Genomic DNA, 24,430 nt, shown 5'->3' with positions numbered 1-24,430 from the left:
AGTGCGATTCCTGTCCTCGCGGCGCAGGCACCCGGCGGCAAAGCCGCTGACCCTGCTGCTCGCCCTGTTCCTGATGGGCGCCGTGTACTCGGTGGTCACCCCCGCTCCGCAGTCGGCCGCCGACGGCAACACCAACCCGCAGGTGGTGCAGGGCAAGGGGTTGTACGACGTCACCTGCTCCTCCTGCCACGGCCTCAACGGTGAGGGCTCCAGCCAGGCCCCGTCGCTGATCGGTGTCGGTGCGGCCGCCGTCGACTTCCAGATGGGCACTCGTCGCATGCCCATGGCGAAGCCGGCCGCCCAGGCCCCGCGCAACAGCGCCCCGGAGTACACCCAGGGTGAGATCGACGCCATCGGCGCCTATGTCGCCTCGCTGGGTGCCGGCCCGGCCGTCCCGGAGGAGAGCAAGTACTCCCCGGCCGGCCTGAGCGACGAGGAGATCGCCCGCGGTGGCGAGCTCTTCCGCACCAACTGCTCCGCCTGCCACAACATCGAGGGTCGTGGCGGTGCCCTGCCGAGCGGCGCCTACGCCCCGTCGCTGCAGGGTGTGTCCTCCAAGCACATCTACGAGGCCCTGCGCACCGGCCCGCAGCAGATGCCGCTGTTCAGCGAGGGTGCCCTGCCTGACCAGGATGTCAAGGAGATCATCGGCTACCTGTCCGCCACCGAGCAGCAGCCGCAGCACGGCGGTCTGGCGTTGGGCGGCATCGGCCCGGTGGCCGAGGGCTTCTGGGGCTGGATCCTCGGTATCGGTGGCCTCGTGCTCGTCGCCATGTGGCTCGCAAAGAAGGGGGCTCGCGCCCGATGAAGTCAACAGATCTTGAAACGACCGGCCCGATGATGGACCAGGTGGAGTACCACCCCATCGCGGATCCCGGTCTGGAAGAGCACGTCGAGCGCTACACCGACGTCGAGCCCGGCAAGGCCGCCCGCGTGGTGCGCCAGATCGTGATGATGCTGGCCCTGTCCATGCTCTGCTCGATCCTGTTCGTGGTGATCTACTTCGCCGTCCCGAAGAGTGACATCCTGCGCTTCGGCCCGCTGCACAGCAATGCCCAGACGGTCCTGCTCGGCCTGACCGGCGGTCTGGCCGTGCTGCTGATCGGCTTCTCCTGCATCCACTGGGCCAAGCAGCTGATGAATGACGAAGAGGTCATCGATCTGCGTCACCCGATTGCCTCCAGCCCCGAGGACCAGGCCGAGATGGCCGAGGCCTGGGCGGCCGGCGTCAAGGACTCCGACATCGGCCGTCGCAAGGTGATCGGCGGCATGCTCGCCGGTGCCGCCGGTCTGGTGGCCATTCCCGCCGTGGTGACGCTGGCCGACATGGGCCCGCACCCCGGCAAGGGCACCCGCGCCGCGACCATCGAGAAGACGGTCTGGGCCGAGGGTGTCAAGCTGGTCAACGACATCACCTTCAAGCCCATCAAGGCCGCGGAGATGGAGATCGGCCAGTTGGTCAACGCCGAGCCCGAGGTGCTGGAGCACCTGATGCACGAGGATCCGGTGGCCTTCAACCGGGCCAAGGCCAAGGCGGCCATCATCATCGTGCGGATGAACCCTGATTCGATCAAGGTGCCCGAGAGCCGCAAGGACTGGCAGGTCAACGGCATCCTGGCCTACTCCAAGATCTGCACCCACGTGGGTTGCCCGATCTCGCTGTGGGAGCAGAAGTCGCACCACCTGCTGTGCCCCTGCCACCAGTCGACCTTCGACCTGGGTGACTCCGGCGTCGTGGTCTTCGGCCCGGCCGCGCGTGCGCTGCCGCAGCTGCCGATCACCACCGATGCCGAGGGCAATCTGGTGGCCCGCAGCGACTTCACCGTCCCGGTGGGTCCCAGCTACTTCGAGCGCGACTCGCGCAAGGATTACAAGAAGGGTGACAACTGATGGCCCGCCCCGCTGACGTCGCCGGGAACTCCGACTCCCTCGAGCCCAGGACGCCCACCCCGAAGCACATCACCGCCAAGCGCGGCGGCGCCTACACCTGGTTCGACGACCGCCTTGGCTTCGCCCGTCTGGGCAAGCACAACCTGCGCAAGATCTTCCCGGACCACTGGAGCTTCCTGCTGGGCGAGATCGTGCTGTACTCCTTCATCGTCTGCCTGATCACCGGTATCTTCCTGACCATCTGGTTCCGGCCGTCGATGACCGAGGTGGAGTACCACGGCTCCTACGCCCTGCTGCGTGGCGTGCCGATGTCCGAGGCGATGGCGTCCACCCTGACCCTGAGCTTCGACATCCGCGGTGGTCTGCTGGTCCGCCAGGTGCACCACTGGGCGGCGATCCTGTTCATCGCCGGCGGTGTGGCGCACGCCCTGCGCATCTTCTTCACCGGCGCCTACCGCAAGCCGCGTGAGCTGAACTGGCTGATCGGTGTCGGCCTGATGGCGCTCAGTCTGATCGAGGGCTTCGCGGGCTACTCGCTGCCCGACGACCTGCTGTCCGGCACCGGCCTGCGCTTCGCCGACGGCCTGATCCGCTCCATCCCGCTGATCGGCACCTGGGCCGAGTTCTTCGTCTTCGGTGGCGAGTTCCCCGGCACCGCGATCATCCCGCGGCTCTACATGGCGCACATCCTGCTGCTCCCGGCCATCCTGCTGGGCCTGGTTGCCGCCCACATGAGCATGATCGTCTACCACAAGCACACCCAGTACCCCGGCCCCGGCCGGACCGAGCAGAACGTGGTCGGCTACCCGCTCTTCCCGGTGTACATGGCCAAGGCCGGCGGCTTCTTCTTCGTCGTCTTCGGCGTCTCGGTGCTGATGGGCGCCTTCATGCAGATCAACCCGGTCTGGAAGTTCGGCCCCTATAACCCGGCCCAGGTCACCGCCGGTTCCCAGCCCGACTGGTACATGGGCTGGGTCGAGGGTGCCATCCGCATCATCCCGAACTGGGAGAGCCACATCGGCGGCACCACGTGGAGCTGGAACATCTTCCTGCCCGGCGTCGGCCTGATGGGCATCCTGTTCACCGCGATGGCGCTGTGGCCCTTCATCGAGCAGTGGATCACCGGTGACAAGGACGAGCACCACCTGCTGGACCGGCCGCGCAATGCCCCGACCCGCACCGCGCTGGGCGTGGCCGCCATGACCTGGTATGCCATGTTCTGGCTGGGCGGTGGCAATGACATCATCGCCACCCACTTCAGCGTGAGCCTGAATGCCATCACCTACTTCCTGCGGGCGGCCGTCTTCATCGCCCCGGTGATCGCCTTCTTCGTCACCAAGCGGATCTGCCTCTCGCTGCAGCGTCGCGACGCCGAGCGTGTGCTGCACGGCTCGGAGAGCGGCATCATCGAGCGCAGCCCGGAGGGCACCTACTCCGAGGCGCACGCGCCGATCAGCGAGGACGAGGCCTTCACCCTGACCCAGCACAAGGAGTACTCGATGCTGGAGGAGGGCGAGGACGGCGTCAGCAAGAAGCGGGCCCGGGCCAGCCGCTTCCTGGTGGGCGACGACATCGCCAAGCCGACCGTAGCCGAGATCGAGGATGCCCAGCATCATCACGACGATCACGACGACGACGTGCCGGCACTGCCCACGCACTGAGCGAGGTCAGAGCCCCAGCAGTAGTCAACGGCAAGGGCGGGGAGCCCCGGGAAACCGGGCTCCCCGCCCTTGCCGTTGTCGAACTGGTGGGGGGTCAGGCCAGCAGCAGTGCGGGCCACAGCCCCAACCAGAGGCTGGGGCCATAGGGGAAGACGTTTCCCAGCGGGTGCGGATGGTGGCGTCGCCACAGCGTCGTCACCAGGCCCCAGGAAACCCCCAGGAGGCTTCCGAACAGCAGGGCCAGGTAGCAGGCCGTCCAGGAGTCGACGGCGCCGGACAGGGCCACCAGGGGAGCGAGCCGGACGTCGCCAAAGCCCAGCCCCGCCCCGAGCCGCCAGACCAGCCAGAACAGGGCCGCGGTGGCCAGCCCGGCCAGGGCTGCCCGCGGCACCACCCCGGGCCCGGCCACCGCGAGCCCCACGCCGGCCAGCACCCAGCACCAGCGGGTGAGCCCCAGCGGCAGGTAGGTGGTCAGCGCGTCGACGCCCACCAGGGCCGCGCCGGGGCCGGCCAGGGCCAGCAGCAGGGGCCACTGGACACTGGGCTGCAGCCCGACGACCGCGCCGGCCACCCCACCCGCCGCGCTCACCAGGGCGACGTGTCGGGCGGTGCCCAGGGTGGCATAGCGGGGCTTGGCCCAGCCGTCGGGTGGCGTCGGCGGCGGCTCGGGCAGGCGGGGGACCACCAGACCCATCGCGAGCCCCGCCAGGGCGGCGCCGGCGGCGCTGCACAGCAGCGGCCCGGCGGGGCTCATGCCGCGGGGATCCGGCTGGGGGCGGCCCCGGGCACCGCCTCCAACTGGTCACAACAGGCCTGGACCCGCAGCAGGGTCAGCCGCGAGCACCGGTGCAGGCGGTCGGTCAGCAATTGGTGCGCGAGGTTGGGGGTGAGGCCACTGACCCGCGCGATCTCCATCGTGTCCAGTCCGGCGTCCTTGGCGAGGGCGGCCAGCCGTCGACCCGCCGCCCGGCAGGCGACCGATTGGTCCCCGAGCCGCAGCAGGTCGTCGGGTCCGACGGTGATCAGGCGCAGGGCGTCGGCTCGACGGATCCGGTCCCGCCCGGGTGGGGCCAGGGCCAGCCGCTGGGCCAGCCGGGCGGGCACCCCGGTGGCCAGCGCCACCACCCGCCAGGGCAGCCCGGTCTGTTCCAGCAGCAGCTGGAAATGGGCGCGGAAGGGTGCGGCGGGGATCCAGTCCTGGTGGGCGGGGCTCGTGGCGGACATCGTCGTTCTCCTCGTGGGGTGGTGGAACAGCACCACCCTTTCGGGTCTCGCGGCCCAGCGCCATGGGTTGGAGAACACGGACAACAAATGGACAACACCCGGACAACACCGGGGCAGATGACCAAGATTTGGCTCCGGCCGGGGCGTGGCGCCGGCCGGTTCCGCGGAATGCTCACGCCAGTTGGTGAACCGGCCGGTGGTGAATTCTTGCCCTCTGGCCTCGACCGAACACGTCGAGCAGAGCAGGGCGCTTTGTGCGCGCTCCGGCGCGACGTTCCGCCTGACGGTTCGCCGGGGGCACCTTCGTGCGTGGTGGCCCCGCGGCGCGAGGAATGCTCGGCCCCAACAAACAGCCGTGGCGCCCGTCCCCATCGGGGAGCGGGCGCCACGGCGTGGTTCAGCGTGGTTCGGTGCCGGGCTGGGTCAGCCCAGCCGTCGGGGTCAGCGCTGCGCGCGGGTGAAACAGGCCTTCTCGGCGGCCTCCACCGAGTTGAACCACACGTCGGCGATGGTGCGCTCGTAACCGGCGGAGTCGCTGGTGTGGAACTTCATCGAGCGCTCATTGCCCTTGATGTCGAAGCCCGACGGCGGCTCCTCGCCCACGTACGCGCCCTCACCGTACTCGTTGAGCACGTTGATGTCCTCAGCGACGGTCTCGGCACCGTTCACCGGGCCACCCTCGGCGCTCATCTGCTCGTGCGGGTTCGGCTCGGACTCCACATCGCGCTGGGCCGGCTGGCCGGGCTCGGTCTCGGCCCGGTCCATGGCCTCGTCCGCCGACGGCTCCTCGGCCACATAGGCGGTGCTGGGCTGGTGAGCGGTCCACGCGTCGTCCTTGCTGGCCAGGAACTGGCGCACGGCCACGGTGACGGCGGCCAGCAGGGTGCCGGCGGCGGCGACCTTGGCGACGGTTCCGCCGACGCTGCGCTTCTTCTTCTCCGGCAGCTCCAGCTCGCCCTTGAGGGCGGCCTTGGCGGCGGCGCTGCGCTTGCTGGCCTCGCTGACGGCGGGGTGATTCTCGGCCTGGTGCAGCAGCTCCATCAGCTGCGGCACCAGATCCTCCTGGACCTTGGCGCGGGCCTGCTCGGCAGCGGGCTGCACCTTCTCGGCAACCGTGTCGAGGTGTGGCTGCAGCTGCTCCTTCTTGGCGGCTCCCACGGCGACGGCCGTGGCGGCCAGCGGGGCAACCTTCGTGGCGGCGGTGTGCTTGGCCTGCTCGGCCAGGGGCGCCACATGCTCGCCGGCATTGCGGCGGGCATGGTCGGCGGCCTTGACGGCCTGGCCAAGGACCGGGTTGGTGACTCCCAGAACCTGCTCCACGAGCTGAACGGCGCGGTCGACGGCCGTACGATCCTCTGCGGCGGCCTCGTGCTTGGGCTTTCGGGTCACGTTTCCTCCGATGTTCGTTGACAGGGCTCGTGATCGAGCACCGCCACCACGCTACCCGGCCGGGGAGCCGCAGAACACGAAATCGTCGGTGGCTCCACCAACAGCGAACAGCTCGGGGTGCCGACGCGCCCGCCCAACCGGATAGTCTCGAGCAGACGGCCCACCCGGGCCCGGCAACGAGAGGACACCCAGTGGCATCCACTGCAACCCTGCACACCAATCACGGCGACATCGTGATCGAGCTGTTCGCCGACCAGGCGCCCAAGACCGTGGAGAACTTCGTCGGCCTGGCCGACGGAACCAAGGAGTACCTGGACCCGAAGACCGGGGAGAAGACCACCGGCAAGTTCTACGACGGCCTGGGCTTCCACCGCGTCATCGACGGCTTCATGATCCAGGGCGGCTGCCCCCTGGGGACCGGCACCGGTGGCCCCGGCTACCAGTTCGGCGACGAGTTCCACCCCGAGCTGCAGTTCAACAAGCCCTACCTGCTGGCCATGGCCAATGCCGGCCCCGGCACCAATGGCTCGCAGTTCTTCATCACCGTCGCGCCTACCCCGCACCTGAACCGTCGGCACACCATCTTCGGTGAGGTCACGGACGCGGCCAGCCAGAAGGTCGTCGACGAGATCGCCACCGTGCCCACCGGCCGGATGGATCGCCCCGTCGAGCCCGTCGTGATCGAGTCCGTCGAGATCGCCTGACGCGCACCAGCCGCCACCGCGGGCCGTCGAGCAATTGGTCGGCGGCCCGCAGTGCGTTCCCTGCGGGGAGTCCCTAGGATCAGGGCATGATCACCGCCATTTCCTTCGTCAAGGCCGACGTGGCCCGCATTCCCGAGGTTGCCCAGGAGATCGCCGCCCTGGAGGGGGTCAGCGAGGTCTACTCCGTCACCGGCGCCATCGACCTGATCGTGATGGTCCGGGTGCGCGACACCGAGGCCGTGGCCGAGGTGGTGGCCGACCACCTCAACAAGGTCCCCGGCGTGCTGGAGACCGAGACCCACATCGCCTTCCGCACCTACTCAACCCGCGACCTCGAGGCCACCTTCTCGCTCGGCCTGTGACCCGCCGGGGAGCCTGAGGGCCCCCACCGAGAGGTGGACCGGCCAGCTCCACTCCCCGTCGACCTCCATGAGACGCACCCCGGGGGTCTCCAGCCAGCCGGCCACCAGCTCGCACTCCTCGATGGTGGCGGCCGGCATGCCGGAGGCAGGCGGCAACACCGTCTCTGCCAGGGCAATCGTCTCCCGCGCCACTCTTTGCGGGACCTCGCCCGGGGCGCTGAGGGCCGCTGCGGCCAGCCGGCCGTGCCGGAAGACGTGGATCTGCCAGCCACCGCCCGGGTCCCGCAGCGCGGCGACGATTTGCGGGCAGCGGGCCACCGAGGCGAAGCGCTGGCCGCGCACGGTGGCCCGTAGGTAGCCGCGCAGCCGCCCCGAGACCAGGTCGGCCTCCTCATAGCGCTGCTGTTCGGCCAGCCGGGCCAGGCGGCTGCCCACCTGGCTCACCACGGGGCGGACATCGCTGGCCATGGCCAGGCGTACCCGCTCCACCAGTTCCGGATAGGCCTCGGCCCCGGCGGTCAGCTCGCACGGCGCCAGACAGCGCGACATCTCGGCCAGGGCGCAGGCCTGGCTGGCGGTGCGCTGGGAGAGCCTACGGGTGCACTGCCGCAGCGGATAGGCGTCGTAGAGCGCCAGCACCGCCTCATCCGCCGCCTGCCGGTTTCCGAAGGGCCCCCAGTACTGGCAGCCGTCGTCCAGCACGCGGTGCACCACCGAGAGCCGGGGGAAGGCCTCCCGGGTGAGTTTGACCCAGACCAGCCGGTCCTGGTTGCGGGAACGACGGTTGTAGCGCGGGGCGTGGGAGCGGATCAGCCGCAGCTCCCGCACCTCGGCCTCGAGCGGGGTCGCGCAGACATGGGCCTCCACCCCGGTGGCGACCCGCACCATCTCCTCCATCCGGCCGCGCCTCTCGGACGCGGTGAAGTAGGTGCGCACCCGGGTGCGGATGTTCTTGCTCTTGCCGACGTAGAGGATCTCCCGCCGGGTGCCCTCGCCGTCGGGATGGTCCGCGTAGAAGCAGTACACGCCGGGGGAGTTGGGCAGGTCCTTGGCCCAGACCCGCTTGGCGCGGCGTTGCGGGGACACCCGGTGTGTGAACTCGGTCAGGTCCTCCAAGGTGTCGACGCCCAGGTTGCCCACCCGCTCCAACAGGCCGTACAGCACGTCCACCGTGGCCCGGGCGTCGGACAGGGCGCGGTGGTTGGGCACGGTGGTGGCCCGGAAGTGGGTGGCCAGCGTGCCCAGCTTGCAATTGGGCACCTCGTCGCGCAGCAGCACCTGCCGGGCCAGGGCGACGGTGTCCACCACGACGTGGCCCGGCCACGGGGTCTCCTGGGCGGCGCAGGCCCGCTTGAGGAAGCCGATGTCGAAGCCGGCATTGTGGGCCACCAGCACGCAGCCCCGGCTGAACTCCAGGAAGCTGGGAAGTACCTGACCGATCCGCGGCTGGCCAGCCACCATCCGGTCGGTGATACCGGTCAGCACCGCCACCACGGCGGGGATGTGGCTGCCGGGGTTGACCAGGGTCTGGAACTCGCCCAGGATCTCCCCACCGCGAACCTTGACCGCCCCGATCTCGGTGATCTGGCTGTCCTCGGAACCCCCAGTGGTCTCGAGGTCCACCACGACGAAGGTCACTTCCCGCAGCGGGGTGCCCAGGTCCTCCAGGCTGGGTTGGCTGGCGCGATAGGCGGCTGTTGTCATGTCCCAGACGCTAGGGGCCGCCTCTGACATTTTTCGGCGGGGGCGGGCCGGGACGGCGTCTGGTCGGCCGTTCGTGATAGGTCCGATCTCGACTAGAATGCGGGTAGCCGATCCACGGCCCCACCCTGAAGACTGGAGAGCAAGCACCGATGAGGCGAATGCTGAGCATTGTGGCGGTGTCCGGTCTGCTTGCCAGCGGCCTGGTCACCGGCCTGCCCGCAGCCCAGGCCGACCCCGAGGCCGTGCGCAAGGCCCAGCAGGACCTGGCCCGGATCGAGGCCGAGGCCTCCGCGATGGATGCCCGCTACATCCAGTTGCAGGCCAGCCTGGACGACGCCACCAGGGCGCTGGCCCTGGCGGACAAGGACCTGGCCGGCCAGAAGACCAAGGTCACCGACCTCAGCAAGAACCTGGGCCAGTTCGCCATGCTGCGCTACCAGACCAGCGGGGTGGACGTCACCACCCGCCTGCTGACCAGCGACGACGATGCCGACTTCCTGAACCAGCTGTCCACCATCCAGACCGTCACCGAGCGGGCCAATGAGCAGGTGCAGCGCCTGCAGCTGGCCCAGGCCGATCTGGCCGCCACCCGGCAGACGGCCGCCGCCACCCGCAAGAAGATCGCCGCGGACAAGGCGGAGCAGGCAACCGTCGCCAAGGCCTACCACCGCAAGGAGGCGGAGGCGAAGGCCGTCCTGGACCGGTTGACGGCCGAGGAGAAGGCCCGGCTGGCCGAGATCGAGCGCAAGAAGGAAGAGGAGCGCAAGGCCAAGGAGGCGGCCGCGGTCAAGGCCGCCCAGGAGCGCCAGCGGGAGCAGCAGGAGGCGGCGGCCCGGGCGGCCGCCGAGGCATCCGCGTCGGCCTCCCCGTCGGCGGAGCCCTCGCCCTCGCCCTCGGCTGAGTCGGCCACCACCACCCCCGCGGCCGCGACGGGCGGCTCCGGCCGCGCCAGCAGCGCGGTGGACTTCGCCCTGGCCCAGGTGGGCAAGTCCTATGTGATGGGCGCAACCGGGCCCGGCGCCTATGACTGCTCCGGGCTGATGCTCACCGCCTGGAACCGGGCCGGGGTCTCGCTGCCGCGCACCTCCCAGCAGCAGATCGGCGTCGGGCAGAGCGTGCCCACCGCGGACCTGCAGCCCGGTGACCTGGTCTTCTACTACCCGGGGATCACCCACGTCGGGATGTACATCGGCAACGGCATGATCGTGCACGCCGCCAATCCGCGCACCGGGGTCAAGGTCTCCCCGGTGGGTTCCATGCCCATCCAGGGAGCCCGCAGAGTAGGCTGACCGGGTGCTGAGCATCGGAATCGACATCGGCGGCACCAAGGTCGCCGCCGGGGTGGTCGATGAGCAGGGGCAGGTACTGCGACGGCTGCTCCGGCCCACCCCGTCCCGCAGCCCCGAAGCCGTCGAGGATGCCATTGTCGAGGTGGTCGAGAACCTGTCCGCCAGCCATTTCGTGGAGGCCGTGGGGATCGGGGCCGCCGGCTGGGTGGACACCGACCAGGCCGTGGTCCGCTTCTCACCCCACCTGGCCTGGCGCAATGAGCCGCTCAAGGCGCGGCTGAACCAACGGATCGACCTGCCGGTGCTGGTGGACAATGACGCCAATGCCGCCGCCTGGGCCGAATTCCGCTTCGGTGCCGGCCGCAATGCCAATGTGATGATCTGCCTCACCCTGGGCACCGGGATCGGCGGGGCCGTGGTGATCAACGGCCGGCTCTTCCGCGGGCGCTATGGCATGGCCGGCGAGTTCGGCCACATGGGCGTGGTGCCGGAGGGCCACTGGTGCCCGTGCGGCAATCGCGGCTGCTGGGAGCAGTACGCGTCGGGAAATTCCCTGGTCCGGGACGCCAAGGCGCTGCTGCGGGAGGGCTCGCCGCGCGCCCAGGCGCTGCTGGAACGGGTCGACGGGGACATCGACGCCCTGGTGGGGCCCGATGTCACCGCGGCGGCGATGGACGGCGACCCGATGGCCACCGAGTTGATCGCCGACGTCGGCACCTGGCTGGGCCGGGGGATCGCGGACCTGGCTGCCGCACTGGACCCGGACCTGTTCGTGATTGGCGGTGGGGTGAGCGCCGCGGGAGACTTGCTGCTGGGACCGGCCCAGCAGGCCTTCGACCGCACGCTGACCGGCCGCGGCTTCCGGCCGCCGGCGCGGCTGGTGATCGCCGAATTCCGCAATGACGCCGGTCTGGTGGGCGCCGCCGACCTGGCCCGGCACTCCATCGACGAGCCGCCGGGCGTGGCCCGCGGCTTCTGGCCGCGCCGCCGGCGTCGGCCCACCCGGCTGGGGGCGAGGCTGCGGGAACTGACCCAGGCCCCGCCGGCCTGAGCGTCGTCTGTGCCGGTCAGGCTCGGCTGCTCACACCCGCGCGCCGTCGTCGTCCGGGTCCCGGGGATGCCGAGGCAGGTTGACGAACAGCAGCACCAGCCCGGCGACGAAGGCCGCCACCGCCCACGGGCCCAGGCCGCGCACCGGGAGACCGAACAGCCCGCCCAGGCCCACCACCACGGCGAAGCCGAGCAGGATGCTGCAGGCCAGCCAGACACCCGTCGGCCTCCCGAGCCGGGGCTGGGGCGGCACGAAGGGCTCGTCGGGCTCGTCCGGCTCGGCCTGCGCCATCGCCTCGGTCAGGTTGAACGGCTCGATCGGCAGTTTCTTCGGCCGGCCGAACTCGGCGGCCATGATCTCCTGGAAGCGGGCGTCGGTATCCTCGGGATCTCGGCTGGTCACGGGTGCCAGCCTATGCGTGCGGCCACGCTGCCCGGGACTGTCGGTGCTTTCCCCTAATCTGTGGGGCATGAACACTCAGCAGGAAGCGCCGGTCCGCCCGGAACCCGCCACCGTGGGTTCCGCCTTGCGTCAGGCCCGTTCCCTGCTGGAGTCGGCCACCGAGGCGGTGCGTCCCCAGCTGTCCGGCCAGGATCTGGTCCCCGCCCAGGGCCCGGCCATTCTGGTCTTCAACCACGTGCTGCCCGTGGATCGGCTGGGCCTGCGCTTCGGTGGCCGCACGGTGCACTTCGTCACCGACGGGGCCAGTTCCGTGCTGCGTCGGCCGGCCGCCAGCCGCACCGAGCAGGTGCGGGCGGCCCGGGCGGTGCTGGACCGGGGGGAGCTGCTGGGGCTCTTCCCTGAGGGCGGACGCTCACCGGATGGCCGGCTCTACCGCGGTGATGTCGCCGTCGCCTGTCTGGCGCTGGATGCGCAGGTGAGCGCCCCGGTGATCCCCGTCGCGGTGCTCACCGAACGCTCCCTGCTGGGCCGGCTGGTGGCCCCGGAGCTGGTGGTGGGGCAACCGGTGGAGCTGTCCCGGTTCGCCCAGGTCGGTGACGACGAGCAGGCGCTGCGTGCCGCCACCGACCTGGTGATGTATGCCCTGATGGAACTCACCGGCCAGACCTACATGGATGTCCCGGTGGCCCGACGTCGGGAAGAGCTGGCCCAGGAGCGACGGGTGAACAGCGCCGCCGCCCGGGCCCAGACCAAGGCCGCGCGGGCCCGGGAACAGGCGGCGGCGCAGCAGCGGATCGCGGACCGGCAGGCGGAGGCAGCCGAGCTGGCCCAGATCCAGGCCGAGGCGGCGCGGGCGGCGCAGGAACATGCCCGGCAGGCCGCCGAGCGCGAGGCCCAGCGGCGTCGGGTGCGCGCCACCCGCCAGCCCACCGTCCAGGACGCCGCGCGGCGGGACCTCGCCCGCCCCATCCCCACCGTCCCCTTCGACGTCGACCCCTCGGAGGTCACCGGCAGGATGGAGCGGATCGAGTGATCAGGGCACTCGCCCAGCCGGACAATGACGTCCTGCACCCCGTCTATGCCGTGACCAACCGGCTGCGCTGGGTGCTGTTGGCGCACGCCCTGGTGGTCAACGCGCTGCGCCTGGACGAGGTGGCGCATCCGGTGGCCCTGCTGCTGGCCAGCCTGGTGATGGTGGCCTGGACGCCGATGATCGGCCGGTGGCAGGCCCGTCAGGCCACCCGCAGCTGGCGGGTGATGCTGGCCGACTTCCTGGTCAGCGCGGTGCTGGTGGCCTCCTCCCGCTGGGTACTGGGCCGCGAGGCCCTGATGGCCAGCTACCAGGCCGTGCCGGTCTACTGGATGGCCGCCGCGCCGCTGGTGCTGGCGGTGCGTCGCGGCCGATGGTGGGGTCTGGCCAGCGCGGTGGCCCTCAGCCTGGCGAAGTTCGTCCAGGAACCCCGCCCGGACTCCCGGGTCTGGGCCTCATTGGCCGTGATGGGGGTGTCGGCCTGGGGGTTGGGCTGCATCGTGGACACGGTGCGGGAGTCCATGAAGGATCGCGACGCCCACCATGCCCGGCTGGCGGCGCTGGCGGAGCGGGACCGGCTGAACCGGATCGTGCACGACGGCGCCCTGCAGGTGCTGGCCATGGTGGAGCGCGAGGGCCCGGAGCTGGGCCCCAAGGGGCAGCAGCTGGCCCAGGTGGCCCGCCAGCAGGAGACCCTGCTGCGCCGCCTCCTGCAGGACCGGGATGTGGACCTGCCCACCGGTCTGCAGCCCAGCCAGACCGACGTAGCGGCCCTGCTGGAGGCGCACGCCAGCGACACGGTGACCGTCTCGGTGATGGCCGGTGAGGCGCCGATCGACGCCGACCGGGCGGTGGAGCTGGATGCCGCGGTCAGCGAAGTGTTGACCAATGTGGCCAAGCATGCCGGCCCGGGGGCCAAGGCGTGGGTGCTGTTGGAGATGGAGGGTGACCAGCTGATCGTCTCGCTGCGGGACAACGGCGTCGGGATGTCCCGGGAACAGGTGGAGGTGGCCTCCACGACTGGCCGGATGGGCATCCATGACTCCATCATGGGACGCATCGGGGACATCGGGGGGGTGGCCGTCGCCCGGTCGCAGCCCGGGCGTGGGGTGGAATGGGAGTTCCGAATTCCGATGGAGGCACAGTGACGACGACAGCCCGACGCCGCGTGATGCTGGTGGATGACCACCCGATGTGGATCGACGCGCTCTCCGAGGACCTGGTGGGGGAGGGTTTCGAGATCGTCGCCGTGGCCAACACCGGGGACCAGTGCCTGCGCCGCGCCCGCGCCACCCGGCCCGAGGTGATCGTGATGGACCTGCGGATCCCCGAACCCGACGGCGCCACCTGCACCGAGATCCTGCTGCGGGAGTTCCCGGACACCCAGGTGCTGGTGGTCTCGGCCTCCGGCGAGCGCGACGACGTGCTGCGTGCGGTGAAGGCCGGCGCCAAGGGCTACCTGGTGAAGTCGGCCTCCCGCGCCGAACTGGTGGAAGGGGTGTTGCGCACCGCCGACGGCGACGCCGTCTTCACCCCCGGCCTGGCCGGCCTGGTGCTGGGCGAGTTCCGTCGGATGGCCACCGTCGCCCAGCAGCGCAACGAGGCCACCCCGCAGCTCACCGCCCGAGAGATCGACGTGCTGCGCCGGGTGGCCAAGGGGATGGCCTACCGGGAGATCGCGGAGGAACTGTTCGTCAGCCACCGCACCGTGCAGAACCACGTGCAGAATGTGTTGCGCAAGCTGCAGCTGCACAATCGCGTCGAGCTGACGCTGTATGCCATCGAGCAGGGTTTCGGGGAGGACCTCGACGCCTGAGCCACGCGATCCGTCGCATGGACGGGGCCGAGCCGCTTGCCGCAGCGCACTATCGTAGGGCGCATGTCTCCCTCTGTTCCCTCGCTGGAAGCCCTGCACGCCCTGCCCAAGGTGCAGCAGCCGACCTATACCGACCCAGCGGAGCTGGACAGCGCCCTGACCACGCTTCGCAAGCTGCCGCCGCTGGTCTTTGCCGGCGAGTGCGACGAGCTGCGCGAGAAGCTGGCAGAGGTGGCCGAGGGGCGCGCCTTCCTGCTGCAGGGTGGGGACTGCGCCGAGACCTTCGACACCGTCACCGGCGACAACGTGAAGGGCAAGCTGCGCGTGCTGCTCAGCATGGCCGTGGTGATGACCTACGCCGGCCAGCTGCCGATCGTGAAGGTGGGCCGGATTGCCGGGCAGTACGCCAAGCCGCGCAGCAAGGACACCGAGACCCGTGGGGAAGTCACCCTGCCCGCCTACCGTGGCGATGCGGTCAACGGTTTCGAGTTCACCCCCGAAGCCCGTCGGCACGACCCCCAGCGACTGCTGCGGGTCTACAACGCGTCGTCGGCCACCCTCAACCTGGTGCGCGCCTTCGTGAAGGGCGGCTTCGCCGACCTGCGCACCATCCACTCCTGGAATGCCGACTTCGTGCGCAATTCCAATGTGGAGACCCGCTACGAGCAGCTGGCCGACGAGATCGAGCGCGCCCTGGCCTTCATGGTCACCACCGGCGTCAGCGACCAGACGCTCTCCGAGGTGGACTTCTACGCCAGCCACGAGGCGCTGCTGCTGGACTACGAGCACGCTATGACCCGGATTGACTCCCGCTCCCAGCTGCCCTACGACACGTCGGGTCACATGGTGTGGATCGGGGAGCGCACCCGCCAGCTGGACGGTGCCCACGTGGAGCTGCTGCGGCACGTGCAGAACCCGATCGGGATCAAGCTGGGCCCCACCAGCACCCCCGAGGATGCCCTGGCCCTGGCCGAGGCGCTGGACCCGGACCACATCCCGGGCCGGATCACCTTCATCACCCGGATGGGCGCCGCCAATGTCCGGGAGAAGCTGCCGCCGCTGGTCAAGGGCATCCAGGACTCCGGCCGCAAGGTGGTCTGGGTGTGCGACCCGATGCACGGCAACACCTTCGAGTCCGCCAATGGCTACAAGACCCGTTCCTACTCCGACGTGGTGGAGGAGCTCAACGGCTTCTTCGACGTGCACGACGAGCTGGGAACCTGGCCGGGTGGCGTGCACATCGAACTGACCGGCGACGATGTCACCGAATGCCTCGGCGGCGCCTTCGAGCTGGCCGAGGCGGATCTGGCCAACCGCTACGAGACCACTTGCGACCCCCGGTTGAACCGCAACCAGTCGCTGGAGCTGGCCTTCATGGTGGCCGAGCGGTTGAGCGACGGGCGGATCAAGCGCCCCAACCTGATCGACGAGTTCCGCAACCTGGACTTCTAGTCGTCACGATCCCCGAGCCTGTCCCATCACGATCCCCGAGCCTGTCGAGGGGTAAGGAAGCACCCACATGATCGACCTGCGTTCCGACACCCTGACCCGACCCACCGACGCGATGCGCCGGACGATGCTGGACGCGCCGGTGGGTGACGACGTCTATGCCGAGGACCCCACCGTCGCCGAGTTGGAGGCGCGTGTCGCCGAGCTCTTGGGGCACGAGGCGGGGCTGTTCACCCCCACCGGGTCGATGGCCAACCTGCTGGGCGTCTGGCTGCTGGTGCCGGCCGGGGCGGAAGTGCTGTGTGACCAGCAGGCGCACATCGTGCGGGCCGAGCTGGGCGCGCACGCCCAGCTGCACGGCATCACGTCGCGCACCTGGGCCACGCCCGACGGGATCGTCGACGCCGCGACGGTGTCCGCCGCGATCGCTCCGGACAATGGCCCCTTCTTGGTTCGCACCGGCGCCATCGAGATCGAGAACACCCACAACTTCGGCGGTGGCACGGTGCACTCGCTGGACACCCTGCGCCAGATCCGACGGGTGGCCGACGACGCCGGGCTGCCGATGCACCTGGACGGCGCGCGGCTGTGGAATGCCCACGTCGCCACTGGCGCCGCGCTGCGGGACTATGGCGAGCTCTTCCAGACCGTCAGCGTCTGCCTGAGCAAGGGGCTGGGTGCGCCGGTGGGGTCGGTGCTGGTGAGCTCCGCCCAGAACATCGCCCGGGCGCGCATCCAGCGCAAGCGGCTGGGCGGCGGTTGGCGCCAGGCCGGAATGCTGGCCGCGGCCGGGCTGTACGCCCTGGACCATCACGTGGAGCGGCTGGCCGACGATCATGCGGCGGCCCGGGCCTTCGCCGAGGCCGTGGCGCTGGCCGCCCCCGGTTCCGTGGAGCCCGAGAAGGTGCCGACCAACATCGTCATCGTCCGCACGGGGGAGCGCCCCGCGGGCGACGTGGTGGCCGCCGCCGCGGCGCGGGGCGTCGCCCTGAGTGCGGTGGGCGCCCATCTGGTCCGCGCCGTCACGCACCTGGACGTGAGCCTCGACGACTGTCGCGAGGCCGGCCGGATCCTGGGAGAGCTGCTCGGCTCCTGACCGGCGCTCTCCGGTGACCGGCCTGCTCAGTTGTGCCCGTCGCCTGGGCCCTCGACCGCACGCCACAGCCGGCTGACCAGCGCCATCACGATCATCCCGACCACCACCGTCGGCAGGATGCCGAAACCCTGGTCATACATCGCCCAGGTCACGGCCACGGTGCAGCCCAGGGCCACCAGGGTCGCCTTCGAGGAGGAGCGCATGGGGCCACCCTCTCATGCCCGGGTGACAGCCTGGTTCACCGTGCGCGACGAACTGTTGGCTTGCTCGAGAATGCGTCGCGGTGCTGCGCCACCCGTCGCCCTACGACGGAAATAACCATCGCAGGGCAACCGTCCAACGAGCAGGGTGTCGGCACACCCGCAGGGCAGCTCAGTCTGCAGCCGGCGGATCCATCGTCACCGAGAGCAGATCCCCGGGCTGGCAGTCCAGGGCGCGGCAGATGGCGGTCAGGCTGGTGAATCGAATCGCCCGAGCCCGGCCATTCTTGAGCACCGAGAGGTTCACCAGGGTGATCCCGGCGCGGTTGGCCAGCTCGGTCAGCGTCATGCCCCGCTCAGCCAGGATTTCGTCGAGGTGGATCTCCACGCCGTGGTCGGCGTCGGAGGCATCGGTGGGGGTCATACGGTGGCGTCCACCTCTTCCCGCAGGGGAATGGACTCGCGGATCACCCGGGCGATGGTCAGCAGGCCGAAGCCGCCGATCATGGTGGCCCAGCTCCAGTGCCAGTGGGCCGGCCAGGCGGCAGCCGGGCTGAACTCGGTCACCAGGTGGGAGGTGACCAGCACCGTGCAGGTGGCGCCGATTGCCTGCAGCCCAACCCAACCGGCCAGGACATACCAGCCCAGCCCTTGCAGGGCGCTGGCCAGTTGGCTGGTGAACAGGCCACCGCGTCGGGCCCGCTTGATCATCCGACGGGTGAGCAGCAGGAAGCCGATCGTCCACAGCAGGTCCAGCAGCACCGGCACGCTGGACAGGGTGCGGTCCGTGGTGGACATCGCCTCCTGGCAGAGCCGGAAACGGTTCGGATAGCCCTGGGTCACTCCGGGGCGCAGGTTCTGCACCCCGTCGGTGCCCCCACCGGAACCACCGATCCACAGCCCGGCCTGCGGCACCTCGAGGCACGGGTGGCTGTTGCCCCAGTTTCCAACCGACGGGTGCCAGCCGAGGAAGGCCGAGCTGACCATGAATGCCACCAGGGCGAACAGCAGTGCCAGGGCCAGCCAGGTGATCAGGTCGATCGGCCCCAGGGGATCCCGGCGTCGCGGCGGTGTGGTGAAGACCCGTGCTGACATGGCCCATCCTTATCGATAGTCGGTATTAATGACAAACGATAAGTCTGCGATGCTGGCTGGTCAAGGCCGCTGGCAGTGAAGCCGGACAACAAACGGACAACATCGGGACAACACCCACGACGAGTCTTCCTGCGCTGCCCGATCTACGGTGGTTTGGAGGGAGGGGAGGCAATGGACGAAGTGGGAGATCACTGCCGAGGGCAGGTGTTCAGCCGGGCTGGCCGTTGTGCTGCACCGGCGGGGTGCATACCCTCATGGTGAGGCCGATGAAGTATCGGGATCTGGCGCGCCTGCTGGCCGAGGCGGGGTTCAGAGCCTCGCCCGGGAAGGGCGACCATGAGAAGTGGGTGAAGGGATCGGTTCAAGTGGTCATCACCCGTAGTTGAGAGGTGTCACCCGGGTTGGTCCGCAAGGCGCTGCGCGCCATCGAAGCGACGGAGGGAGGGGTATGACAGAGATCGTCGCGACAGCACACCGTTGGGACGGAGGCTGGGAACTCCAGCTCGACGGGGATGTCATCAGTCAGGTGGGGACTCTGGACCGCGCCGAACAGCAGGTTCGTGACTATCTGGACACCGTCGACGAAGCAGAGGATCACGCCGACTGGAAGGTCACCATCCTTCCCCAGATCGGTGAGTTCAGTACACGTGTGAGTGAGGTGTGTCGGGCCACTTCGGATGCCGCCGCCCTGACCAGCACGGCCGCTCTGGAGGCTCGCAGCGTTGTCCGGGACCTGCGCGAGGCCGGCTTTCTCCGTGACCGACACGGCCGCGATCCTGGGGGTCTCCCGGGCGCGGGTCAGCCAGTTGGCGCACGGCTGACCCCTCGACAGGGCCGCACCGGGCAGCAAGACTGGGGACATGCAGATCACCCATTGTGGACATTCCGCAGTACTGGTGGAGACCGCCGCGGTCCGGGTGCTGATTGACCCGGGCAACTTCTCCGACGCCTGGCACGGGCTGACGGACCTCGACGCGATCCTGGTCACCCACCTGCACCCCGACCACGCGGACCCGGAGCACCTTCCCGTGCTGGTCAGCGCAAATCCCACGGCGAAGGTGTTGACCGAACCCGGCGTGCTGGAGACCGTCGACCTGGCCGGCCGCGGCGAGGGGATCAACGCCGACAGCTCCGTGCAGCTGGGCGCGCTGACGGTCTCGGCGGTCGGCGGCACCCACGCCGTGATCCACCGCGACATCCCGATGATCGGCAATGTCGGTCTGGTGCTGGAGGCCGAGGGTGAGCCCACCTTCTTCCACCCCGGCGACTCGCTGGCCACCGTGCCGGCCGGAATCGACGTGCTGGCCATCCCCGCCTACGGCCCGTGGGCGGCGATGAAGGAGACCGTCGACTTCGTCCGCGACGTCGACGCCACCCAGGGCTTTCTGATCCACGACGGCCTGCTCAACGAGCGCGGCTGGAACCTGTCCTTCAACCGGCTGGGGGAGATGGGCAACACCACCATCACCGACCACCGCGACCGGCAGCCCTGGACCGTCTGAGGCCGACTCCCGGGATCAGACGATCCAGATGGTGACCGTCTCGCCCTTCTTCACCTTGTCACCCGCGGTGGGGTAGCTGGCCTGCACCTTGTCCTCCCGGACCGCGTGCGGGGTGACGTGCACCACCTTGACCTGCAGCCCGGCCTGGTTGAGGGCGGTGGCCGCCTCACTCTCGGTCCGGCCGTTCAACCCGGGGACGGTGACCTTCTCCGAACCCTTGGAGACGGTCAGGGTGATGGTCTGGCCCAGTTTGCCCTCACCGGAGTTCGGATTCTGGGAGATCACCTTGCCCTGGTTCACGTCGTCGGAGAGCTGCTCGGTCACCCTGACGGCGAAGCCCGCCGTTTCCAGCGAGCGGCGCGCGGTCTCCACGGTCTTGCCGGTGTAGTCCCGGATGGTGACCGGGCGCTGGCCCTTGCTGACCACCAGACTGATCTTGGCGCCCCGCTTCAGCTCGGTGCCCGGGGACTGGGAGACCGTCGCGATGATCCCCTGCGGCACGTCGGAGGAGTAGTCCTCCCCGACGGTGCCGACGCTCAGACCGGCCCCCTCGATGGCCTTGCGGGCCTGCTCCAGATTCATCCCCACCACCGACGGCATGAGGTGTCGCTCCGGGCCGCGGGAGATCCAGGCGGTCACCGTCGAGTCCTTCGCCACCTGGTCCCCGGCGGAAGGCTCGGTGCGGATCACCCGTCCCCTGGGTACGGTCTCCGAGTAGGCCTGCTCCACCTGCAGGCCCAGCCCATTGGTCCGGGCCAGCGCGATGGCCTGCGCCTGCTGCTGGTTGGTCAGGTCCGGCACCGCCTGGTACTGGGTGCGGGTGAACCACCAGGAGCCGAAGGCCAGGGCGGCGGTCAGCAACAGCACCACCAACACCAGTGCCAGGCCACCACGGCGGCGACGTACCCGGCGGCGCCGTTCCGCGTCGTGATCAACCGCGGAGGCGCCCGACGGCATCGGCGCCCAACGCTGGGAATGGGGCGAGATCGGGCTGTATGGGTTGGAGGTCAGGGGGGCGGCCGGGCTCGGCGGCCCGTAGTGCTGCGCCGGCGCGTACTGCACCGGTGGCAGGTCAACCCGGGTGGCCGGCGAGGCAGGATGCGCAGGGGAGGCCGGGTAGAGCGGCGACGCCGGCGTGGCGGGGCGGGCCAGCACCGTGGTCGCCTCGGCATCCGGCTGGACGACGGGGGCCTGGGCTGCGGCCTCGCCACGGGTGATCGACTCGCTCATCCGGCGGGTCAACGCCGGGTCGTCCAGGATGCCGTGGCTGAGTGCCCGCCGGGCCTCGCGGACCAGCCGGAGCAGCTCCCGGCCGTCGGAGGGCCGCTCGGCCGGGGTGCGACGAGTGCAGGCCACCACCAAGGCGTCCAGATAGGGCGGGATCACCCGGCGGGAGTCCATGGAGCGCGGATCGTTGCCGGCCAGCAGCGTGGACGGCGCCGGGATGTCATTGTGCACGTGGCTGTAGGCCACCTGGATCGGGGTCTCGCCGGTGTGCGGCTTCTTGCCGGTGAGCATCTCGAACAGCACGACGCCGGCGGAGTAGACGTCGCTGCGGGAATCCGCCCGGCCGGTGGTGACCAGTTCCGGCGGCAGGTAGCTGACGGTGCCGATCAGCAGGCCCTGGGTGGCGGTTGCGGTCTGGTTGGTGACGGCGCGGGCCAGGCCGAAATCGGCCACCTTGATCTGGCCGCGGTCACTGATCAGCACATTTTCCGGCTTCACATCCCGGTGCACCAGGCCGGCCTCGTGCGCGCTGGACAGGGCGCTGGCGATGTCCTCCAGCGCATCCAGGGCGCGCAACGGGGGCAGCGGCGCCTCCCGGGTGATCACGTGCCGCAGGGTGCAGCCGGTGACGAACTCCATCACGATGTAGGGCCGGCCGCGGTCGATTCCCTGGTCGAAGACGCTGACCACGTGGGGATTGCTCAGGGTGGCGGCGGAGCGGGCCTCCCGGTCGAACTTGCGGGCAAATTCGGCGTCGTCGCCCAAACCGTCGTGCATCACCTTGATGGCGACGGTGCGCGCCAACCGTCGGTCCTGCGCGCGGTAGACGGTGGCCATGCCGCCACGAGCCAGCTTCGCCAGGATCTCGTAGCGACCGTCCAGCACGCGGCCCACCAGCGGGTCGCCAACGCTCGTCGCGGTCACAACAGCTCCAAACACGGTCGGGGAAGGAAGGCCGTGTCAGCCCCCGGGGCCAAAGACCCTCTGGGTGAAGTGTAGGCGTCGCGGCGGCCAAAACGGAGCCAGGCCCCTCCCGCGCGCCCTATTCTGGCGGGGTGACTGCTCTCATGGGACTGACCAGCCGCCTGAAGGTGGCCAAGCTGCACCTGATCACCGACGTGCGCTCCCGGCAGGGGGATTTTCGCGATTTCGTGGTGGAAGCGCTGCGCGGCGGGGTGGACCTGCTGCAGGTGCGCGACCCCGACGCCAGCCCCGAGGAATTGCTGGCCGCCTTGGAGATTGCCCAGAGCGCCGCGCTGCAGCTCAATGCCACCGTGGTGGTGGGCAATGACCTGGCCGTCGCCCAGCGCTTCGGCGCCGACGTGGCACACCTGGGGGCCGCCGACGAGTCCATCCTCGAGGCCCGCAAGGCCCTGCCCGAGCATGCCCTGGTGGGGCGCTCGGTGCACTCGGCGGCCCAGCTGGCCCGGGCCCAGGCCGACTACCTGCTGGTGGGCCCGGTCTTCGGCGGCTCCCGCGACGGCGTCGACTTCCCCGGGCTGGAGCTGGTCCGCGAGGCCGCCACGGCGGAGCCGGTGACGGACCGCGAGGCCACCCCGTGGTTCGCCGTCGGCGGGATCAACCCCAGCACCATCCAGCAGGTGATCGAGGCCGGCGCGCTGCGGGTGGCGGTCTCCTCGGCCATCACCGCCGCGTCGGATCCGCAGGCCGCCGCAGCCGCTCTCAAGCAGACCCTGCAGCAGGCCTGGGACGCCCGCCCGGAGATGGCGGGCTACGCCATCGGCGCCTTCAACCCCGGCACCGCACGATTCATCGAGCCCGAGAACCGGGGCGACGCCCGATGACCCACCCCTTCACCCCCGAGGAGACCCCGGGCCGACGCGTGGTGGTGGACCTTGACCATGAAGACCTGCGGCAGAACCTGGCCCGGCTGGGGGATGCGCTCGGGCTGCCGGCCGGTCAGGAGGTCAGCCTGGACAGCCTGACCGACGCCCTGCGCGGGCTGACCGAGCCGCTCAGCCTGGTGCTGGTGGGCTGGCAGTACCTGGCCGTCGAGGACCCCGGCGCCTGGGCGGCGCTGCGTGCGGTGCTGGACCGGGCCGTGGCCGCCAATGACCAGCTGCAGGTGGTGCACGGCCCGATCACCCGGGAGGGGAATCCGGCGGCGCTGCAGTAGCCGCCTGGTCAGTGGTCCCGACGGACGCAGGCCTCGGCCAGCGCCGCCAGCGCCACCCGACCCTCGTCGGTGACCGACGCCTGCTCCAGCGCGGCCATGGCCTGCTCGAAGGCGGCGTCGATGGTGGATTCGACGGCCTCCTTGGCGCCGCTGGCGGTGATGATCTGCCGCCCGCGCTCCACCTGATCCCGGGTGAGGTCGGCGTCGCCCAGCATCGCGTCCAGCTCGGCGGCCTGGTCCGCGGGCGCCTTGGCCAGGGCGTGCGCCACCAGCACGGTGCGCTTGCCTTCCCGCAGGTCGTCCCCGGCTGGCTTGCCGGTCAGTTGCTCGTCGCCGAAGATCCCCAGCAGGTCGTCGCGGAACTGGAAGGCCCGGCCGATCGGCGAGGCGAACCGGACCAGCTGTTCCAGCAGGGTGGCATCCGCCCCGCCCAGCGCGGCGCCGAACTGCAGCGGACGCTGCACGGTATAGCGGTTGGTCTTGTACTCCACCACCCGGTTGGCGGTGGCCAGGGCCTGCTCCAGGTCGGCGGTGGCCGGCGCGGACTGGGCGATCACGTCCAGGAACTGGCCGCAGGTCACCTCGGTGCGCATCGCCTCGATCAGCGGGCGGCTGGCCGCCAGCCGCCCCGCGTCCAGCCCGGAATTGGCCAGCAGCTCCTCGCTCCAGACCAGCAGCAGGTCTCCCAGCAGGATCGCCCCCGCCCGGCCAAAGGCCTCCGCGGAACCCCGCCCGCCACGCTGGCGGTGCAGTTGTTCGAACTGGCGGTGGGCGGCCGGCACCCCGCGTCGCACATCCGAGGCGTCCATCACGTCGTCGTGCATCAGGGCGCTGACATGCAGCAGGTCCAGGCTGGCGGCGGCCCGCACCAGGGCGTCGGGATCATCCGGGGTGCCGCCGGCGGCCACCCGGCCCCAGTAGCAGAAGGCCGGCCGCACCCGCTTGCCGCCGCCGGTGAAGACCTTGGCCAGCTCCAGCGGCAGGTCCAGCTCGGCACCGATCCCGGACACCTCGGTGCGGCGCTGGTCCAGGAAGGTGGTGATGGCGGTGCCGACGGCGGTGCGGAAGTCCGCGCCCGCGGGATCGGCGGGGGAGAAGGGGTGCTCAGCAGTGGCCACGCATCGAGCCTACTGGGGGCCGAAGCGTGTCCACGAACCGACGGCTGGACGGTGCGCATTCCCGGCACGTCTAGGGTGAAAAGC

General features: G+C 70.3%; 26 protein-coding genes. 15 read left to right on the top strand and 11 right to left on the bottom strand.

Features of this window, described 5'->3' with window-relative positions:
• Nucleotide 1 precedes the first annotated feature (1 nt).
• Genes qcrC through qcrB form a run of 3 tightly spaced genes read left to right on the top strand, consistent with a single transcriptional unit; the run spans nucleotide 2 to nucleotide 3,551 of the window.
• On the top strand, nucleotides 2-808 hold the full coding sequence (gene qcrC, locus AAEX60_RS05470) for a cytochrome bc1 complex diheme cytochrome c subunit (protein ID WP_342101742.1): 807 nt from the start codon (nucleotides 2-4) through the stop codon (nucleotides 806-808).
• Complete coding sequence (qcrA, locus tag AAEX60_RS05465; RefSeq protein ID WP_446721268.1) at nucleotides 775-1,890, top strand: cytochrome bc1 complex Rieske iron-sulfur subunit; 1,116 nt, start codon at nucleotides 775-777, stop codon at nucleotides 1,888-1,890. Before qcrC ends, qcrA begins: the two co-directional genes overlap by 34 nt.
• Nucleotides 1,890-3,551, top strand: coding sequence for a cytochrome bc1 complex cytochrome b subunit (gene qcrB / locus AAEX60_RS05460; RefSeq protein ID WP_342101740.1), 1,662 nt, complete (start codon nucleotides 1,890-1,892; stop codon nucleotides 3,549-3,551). The genes qcrA and qcrB overlap by 1 nt, the downstream gene beginning before the upstream one ends.
• Nucleotides 3,552-3,645: 94 nt before the next feature.
• Here the strand turns inward: qcrB and AAEX60_RS05455 are convergent, their stop codons facing one another.
• The 3 genes from AAEX60_RS05455 to AAEX60_RS05445 all read right to left on the bottom strand — a co-directional run bounded on the left by AAEX60_RS05455 (nucleotide 3,646) and on the right by AAEX60_RS05445 (nucleotide 6,164).
• Nucleotides 3,646-4,305 carry a hypothetical protein gene (locus tag AAEX60_RS05455; RefSeq protein WP_342101739.1) on the bottom strand — a complete coding sequence of 220 codons (660 nt, stop codon included), beginning with the start codon at nucleotides 4,303-4,305 and terminating at the stop codon, nucleotides 3,646-3,648.
• On the bottom strand, nucleotides 4,302-4,775 hold the full coding sequence (locus tag AAEX60_RS05450; protein ID WP_342101737.1) for a hypothetical protein: 474 nt from the start codon (nucleotides 4,773-4,775) through the stop codon (nucleotides 4,302-4,304). The genes AAEX60_RS05455 and AAEX60_RS05450 overlap by 4 nt, the downstream gene beginning before the upstream one ends.
• A 441-nt stretch (nucleotides 4,776-5,216) precedes the next feature.
• A complete protein-coding gene (locus tag AAEX60_RS05445) occupies nucleotides 5,217-6,164 on the bottom strand; it encodes a sunset domain-containing protein (protein WP_342101736.1) in 948 nt (315 codons plus the stop codon).
• Between the two features lie 191 nt (nucleotides 6,165-6,355).
• Here AAEX60_RS05445 and AAEX60_RS05440 point away from each other — a divergent pair, with 191 nt between their 5' ends.
• Together AAEX60_RS05440 and AAEX60_RS05435 are read left to right on the top strand one after the other, a co-directional pair.
• Nucleotides 6,356-6,868 (top strand): peptidylprolyl isomerase, encoded by a 513-nt coding sequence (locus AAEX60_RS05440; protein WP_342101735.1) that lies wholly within the window; start codon nucleotides 6,356-6,358, stop codon nucleotides 6,866-6,868.
• Between the two features lie 86 nt (nucleotides 6,869-6,954).
• A complete protein-coding gene (locus AAEX60_RS05435; RefSeq protein ID WP_342101734.1) occupies nucleotides 6,955-7,230 on the top strand; it encodes an Lrp/AsnC family transcriptional regulator in 276 nt (91 codons plus the stop codon).
• Here the strand turns inward: AAEX60_RS05435 and AAEX60_RS05430 are convergent.
• Nucleotides 7,189-8,934 carry a DEDD exonuclease domain-containing protein gene (locus AAEX60_RS05430; protein WP_342101733.1) on the bottom strand — a complete coding sequence of 582 codons (1,746 nt, stop codon included), beginning with the start codon at nucleotides 8,932-8,934 and terminating at the stop codon, nucleotides 7,189-7,191. The genes AAEX60_RS05435 and AAEX60_RS05430 overlap by 42 nt on opposite strands.
• A gap of 158 nt (nucleotides 8,935-9,092) precedes the next feature.
• Here AAEX60_RS05430 and AAEX60_RS05425 point away from each other — a divergent pair, with 158 nt between their 5' ends.
• Together AAEX60_RS05425 and AAEX60_RS05420 are read left to right on the top strand one after the other, a co-directional pair.
• Nucleotides 9,093-10,223 (top strand): C40 family peptidase, encoded by a 1,131-nt coding sequence (locus tag AAEX60_RS05425; RefSeq protein WP_342101732.1) that lies wholly within the window; start codon nucleotides 9,093-9,095, stop codon nucleotides 10,221-10,223.
• A gap of 4 nt (nucleotides 10,224-10,227) precedes the next feature.
• On the top strand, nucleotides 10,228-11,274 hold the full coding sequence (locus AAEX60_RS05420) for an ROK family glucokinase (RefSeq protein WP_342101730.1): 1,047 nt from the start codon (nucleotides 10,228-10,230) through the stop codon (nucleotides 11,272-11,274).
• 30 nt (nucleotides 11,275-11,304) lie between these two features.
• Here AAEX60_RS05420 and AAEX60_RS05415 read toward each other — a convergent pair whose 3' ends face one another.
• Nucleotides 11,305-11,676 carry a hypothetical protein gene (locus AAEX60_RS05415; RefSeq protein WP_342101728.1) on the bottom strand — a complete coding sequence of 124 codons (372 nt, stop codon included), beginning with the start codon at nucleotides 11,674-11,676 and terminating at the stop codon, nucleotides 11,305-11,307.
• Between the two features lie 67 nt (nucleotides 11,677-11,743).
• Here AAEX60_RS05415 and AAEX60_RS05410 point away from each other — a divergent pair, with 67 nt between their 5' ends.
• The 5 genes from AAEX60_RS05410 to AAEX60_RS05390 all read left to right on the top strand — a co-directional run bounded on the left by AAEX60_RS05410 (nucleotide 11,744) and on the right by AAEX60_RS05390 (nucleotide 17,067).
• Nucleotides 11,744-12,709, top strand: coding sequence for a lysophospholipid acyltransferase family protein (locus AAEX60_RS05410; RefSeq protein ID WP_342101726.1), 966 nt, complete (start codon nucleotides 11,744-11,746; stop codon nucleotides 12,707-12,709).
• Nucleotides 12,706-13,854, top strand: coding sequence for a MacS family sensor histidine kinase (macS, locus tag AAEX60_RS05405; RefSeq protein WP_342101725.1), 1,149 nt, complete (start codon nucleotides 12,706-12,708; stop codon nucleotides 13,852-13,854). Before AAEX60_RS05410 ends, macS begins: the two co-directional genes overlap by 4 nt.
• Nucleotides 13,851-14,522 (top strand): response regulator, encoded by a 672-nt coding sequence (locus AAEX60_RS05400; protein ID WP_446721267.1) that lies wholly within the window; start codon nucleotides 13,851-13,853, stop codon nucleotides 14,520-14,522. The genes macS and AAEX60_RS05400 overlap by 4 nt, the downstream gene beginning before the upstream one ends.
• A gap of 63 nt (nucleotides 14,523-14,585) precedes the next feature.
• The gene (locus AAEX60_RS05395; protein ID WP_342101724.1) at nucleotides 14,586-15,974 is read left to right on the top strand and encodes a class II 3-deoxy-7-phosphoheptulonate synthase; all 1,389 of its coding nucleotides are present in this window, start codon (nucleotides 14,586-14,588) and stop codon (nucleotides 15,972-15,974) included.
• A 67-nt stretch (nucleotides 15,975-16,041) separates the two neighbouring features.
• Nucleotides 16,042-17,067, top strand: a complete 1,026-nt coding sequence (locus tag AAEX60_RS05390; RefSeq protein WP_342101722.1) for a threonine aldolase family protein — start codon at nucleotides 16,042-16,044, stop codon at nucleotides 17,065-17,067.
• A 26-nt stretch (nucleotides 17,068-17,093) separates the two neighbouring features.
• Here AAEX60_RS05390 and AAEX60_RS05385 read toward each other — a convergent pair whose 3' ends face one another.
• The 4 genes from AAEX60_RS05385 to AAEX60_RS05370 all read right to left on the bottom strand — a co-directional run bounded on the left by AAEX60_RS05385 (nucleotide 17,094) and on the right by AAEX60_RS05370 (nucleotide 19,128).
• Nucleotides 17,094-17,270, bottom strand: coding sequence for a hypothetical protein (locus AAEX60_RS05385; protein WP_342101721.1), 177 nt, complete (start codon nucleotides 17,268-17,270; stop codon nucleotides 17,094-17,096).
• A gap of 169 nt (nucleotides 17,271-17,439) precedes the next feature.
• Nucleotides 17,440-17,691 (bottom strand): helix-turn-helix domain-containing protein, encoded by a 252-nt coding sequence (locus tag AAEX60_RS05380; RefSeq protein ID WP_342101719.1) that lies wholly within the window; start codon nucleotides 17,689-17,691, stop codon nucleotides 17,440-17,442.
• A complete protein-coding gene (locus tag AAEX60_RS05375) occupies nucleotides 17,688-18,362 on the bottom strand; it encodes a hypothetical protein (RefSeq protein ID WP_342101718.1) in 675 nt (224 codons plus the stop codon). Before AAEX60_RS05375 ends, AAEX60_RS05380 begins: the two co-directional genes overlap by 4 nt.
• 361 nt (nucleotides 18,363-18,723) lie before the next feature.
• On the bottom strand, nucleotides 18,724-19,128 hold the full coding sequence (locus AAEX60_RS05370) for a hypothetical protein (protein WP_342101716.1): 405 nt from the start codon (nucleotides 19,126-19,128) through the stop codon (nucleotides 18,724-18,726).
• Between the two features lie 94 nt (nucleotides 19,129-19,222).
• Here AAEX60_RS05370 and AAEX60_RS05365 point away from each other — a divergent pair, with 94 nt between their 5' ends.
• Nucleotides 19,223-19,864: an MBL fold metallo-hydrolase gene (locus AAEX60_RS05365; protein ID WP_342101714.1), complete on the top strand. Its 642-nt coding sequence runs from the start codon at nucleotides 19,223-19,225 to the stop codon at nucleotides 19,862-19,864.
• A 15-nt stretch (nucleotides 19,865-19,879) separates the two neighbouring features.
• Here the strand turns inward: AAEX60_RS05365 and pknB are convergent, their stop codons facing one another.
• Nucleotides 19,880-22,015 carry a Stk1 family PASTA domain-containing Ser/Thr kinase gene (pknB, locus tag AAEX60_RS05360; RefSeq protein WP_342101713.1) on the bottom strand — a complete coding sequence of 712 codons (2,136 nt, stop codon included), beginning with the start codon at nucleotides 22,013-22,015 and terminating at the stop codon, nucleotides 19,880-19,882.
• 131 nt (nucleotides 22,016-22,146) lie between these two features.
• Between pknB and AAEX60_RS05355 the strand changes: the two genes are divergently transcribed.
• Nucleotides 22,147-22,896, top strand: coding sequence for a thiamine phosphate synthase (locus tag AAEX60_RS05355; RefSeq protein ID WP_342101712.1), 750 nt, complete (start codon nucleotides 22,147-22,149; stop codon nucleotides 22,894-22,896).
• A complete protein-coding gene (locus AAEX60_RS05350; RefSeq protein ID WP_342101711.1) occupies nucleotides 22,893-23,228 on the top strand; it encodes a barstar family protein in 336 nt (111 codons plus the stop codon). Before AAEX60_RS05355 ends, AAEX60_RS05350 begins: the two co-directional genes overlap by 4 nt.
• A gap of 8 nt (nucleotides 23,229-23,236) precedes the next feature.
• On the opposite strand, the gene AAEX60_RS05345 is transcribed toward AAEX60_RS05350, so the two are convergent.
• Nucleotides 23,237-24,346, bottom strand: coding sequence for a polyprenyl synthetase family protein (locus AAEX60_RS05345; protein ID WP_342101710.1), 1,110 nt, complete (start codon nucleotides 24,344-24,346; stop codon nucleotides 23,237-23,239).
• Between the last annotated feature and the right edge of the window lie 84 nt (nucleotides 24,347-24,430).

Origin of the sequence: Luteococcus sp. H101 (assembly GCF_038433155.1) — a bacterium.
Taxonomy (GTDB): Bacteria; Actinomycetota; Actinomycetes; order Propionibacteriales; family Propionibacteriaceae; genus Luteococcus.
The sequence above is the reverse complement of the archived record's forward strand: the minus strand, read 5'-3'. Positions and strand labels throughout refer to the sequence as shown.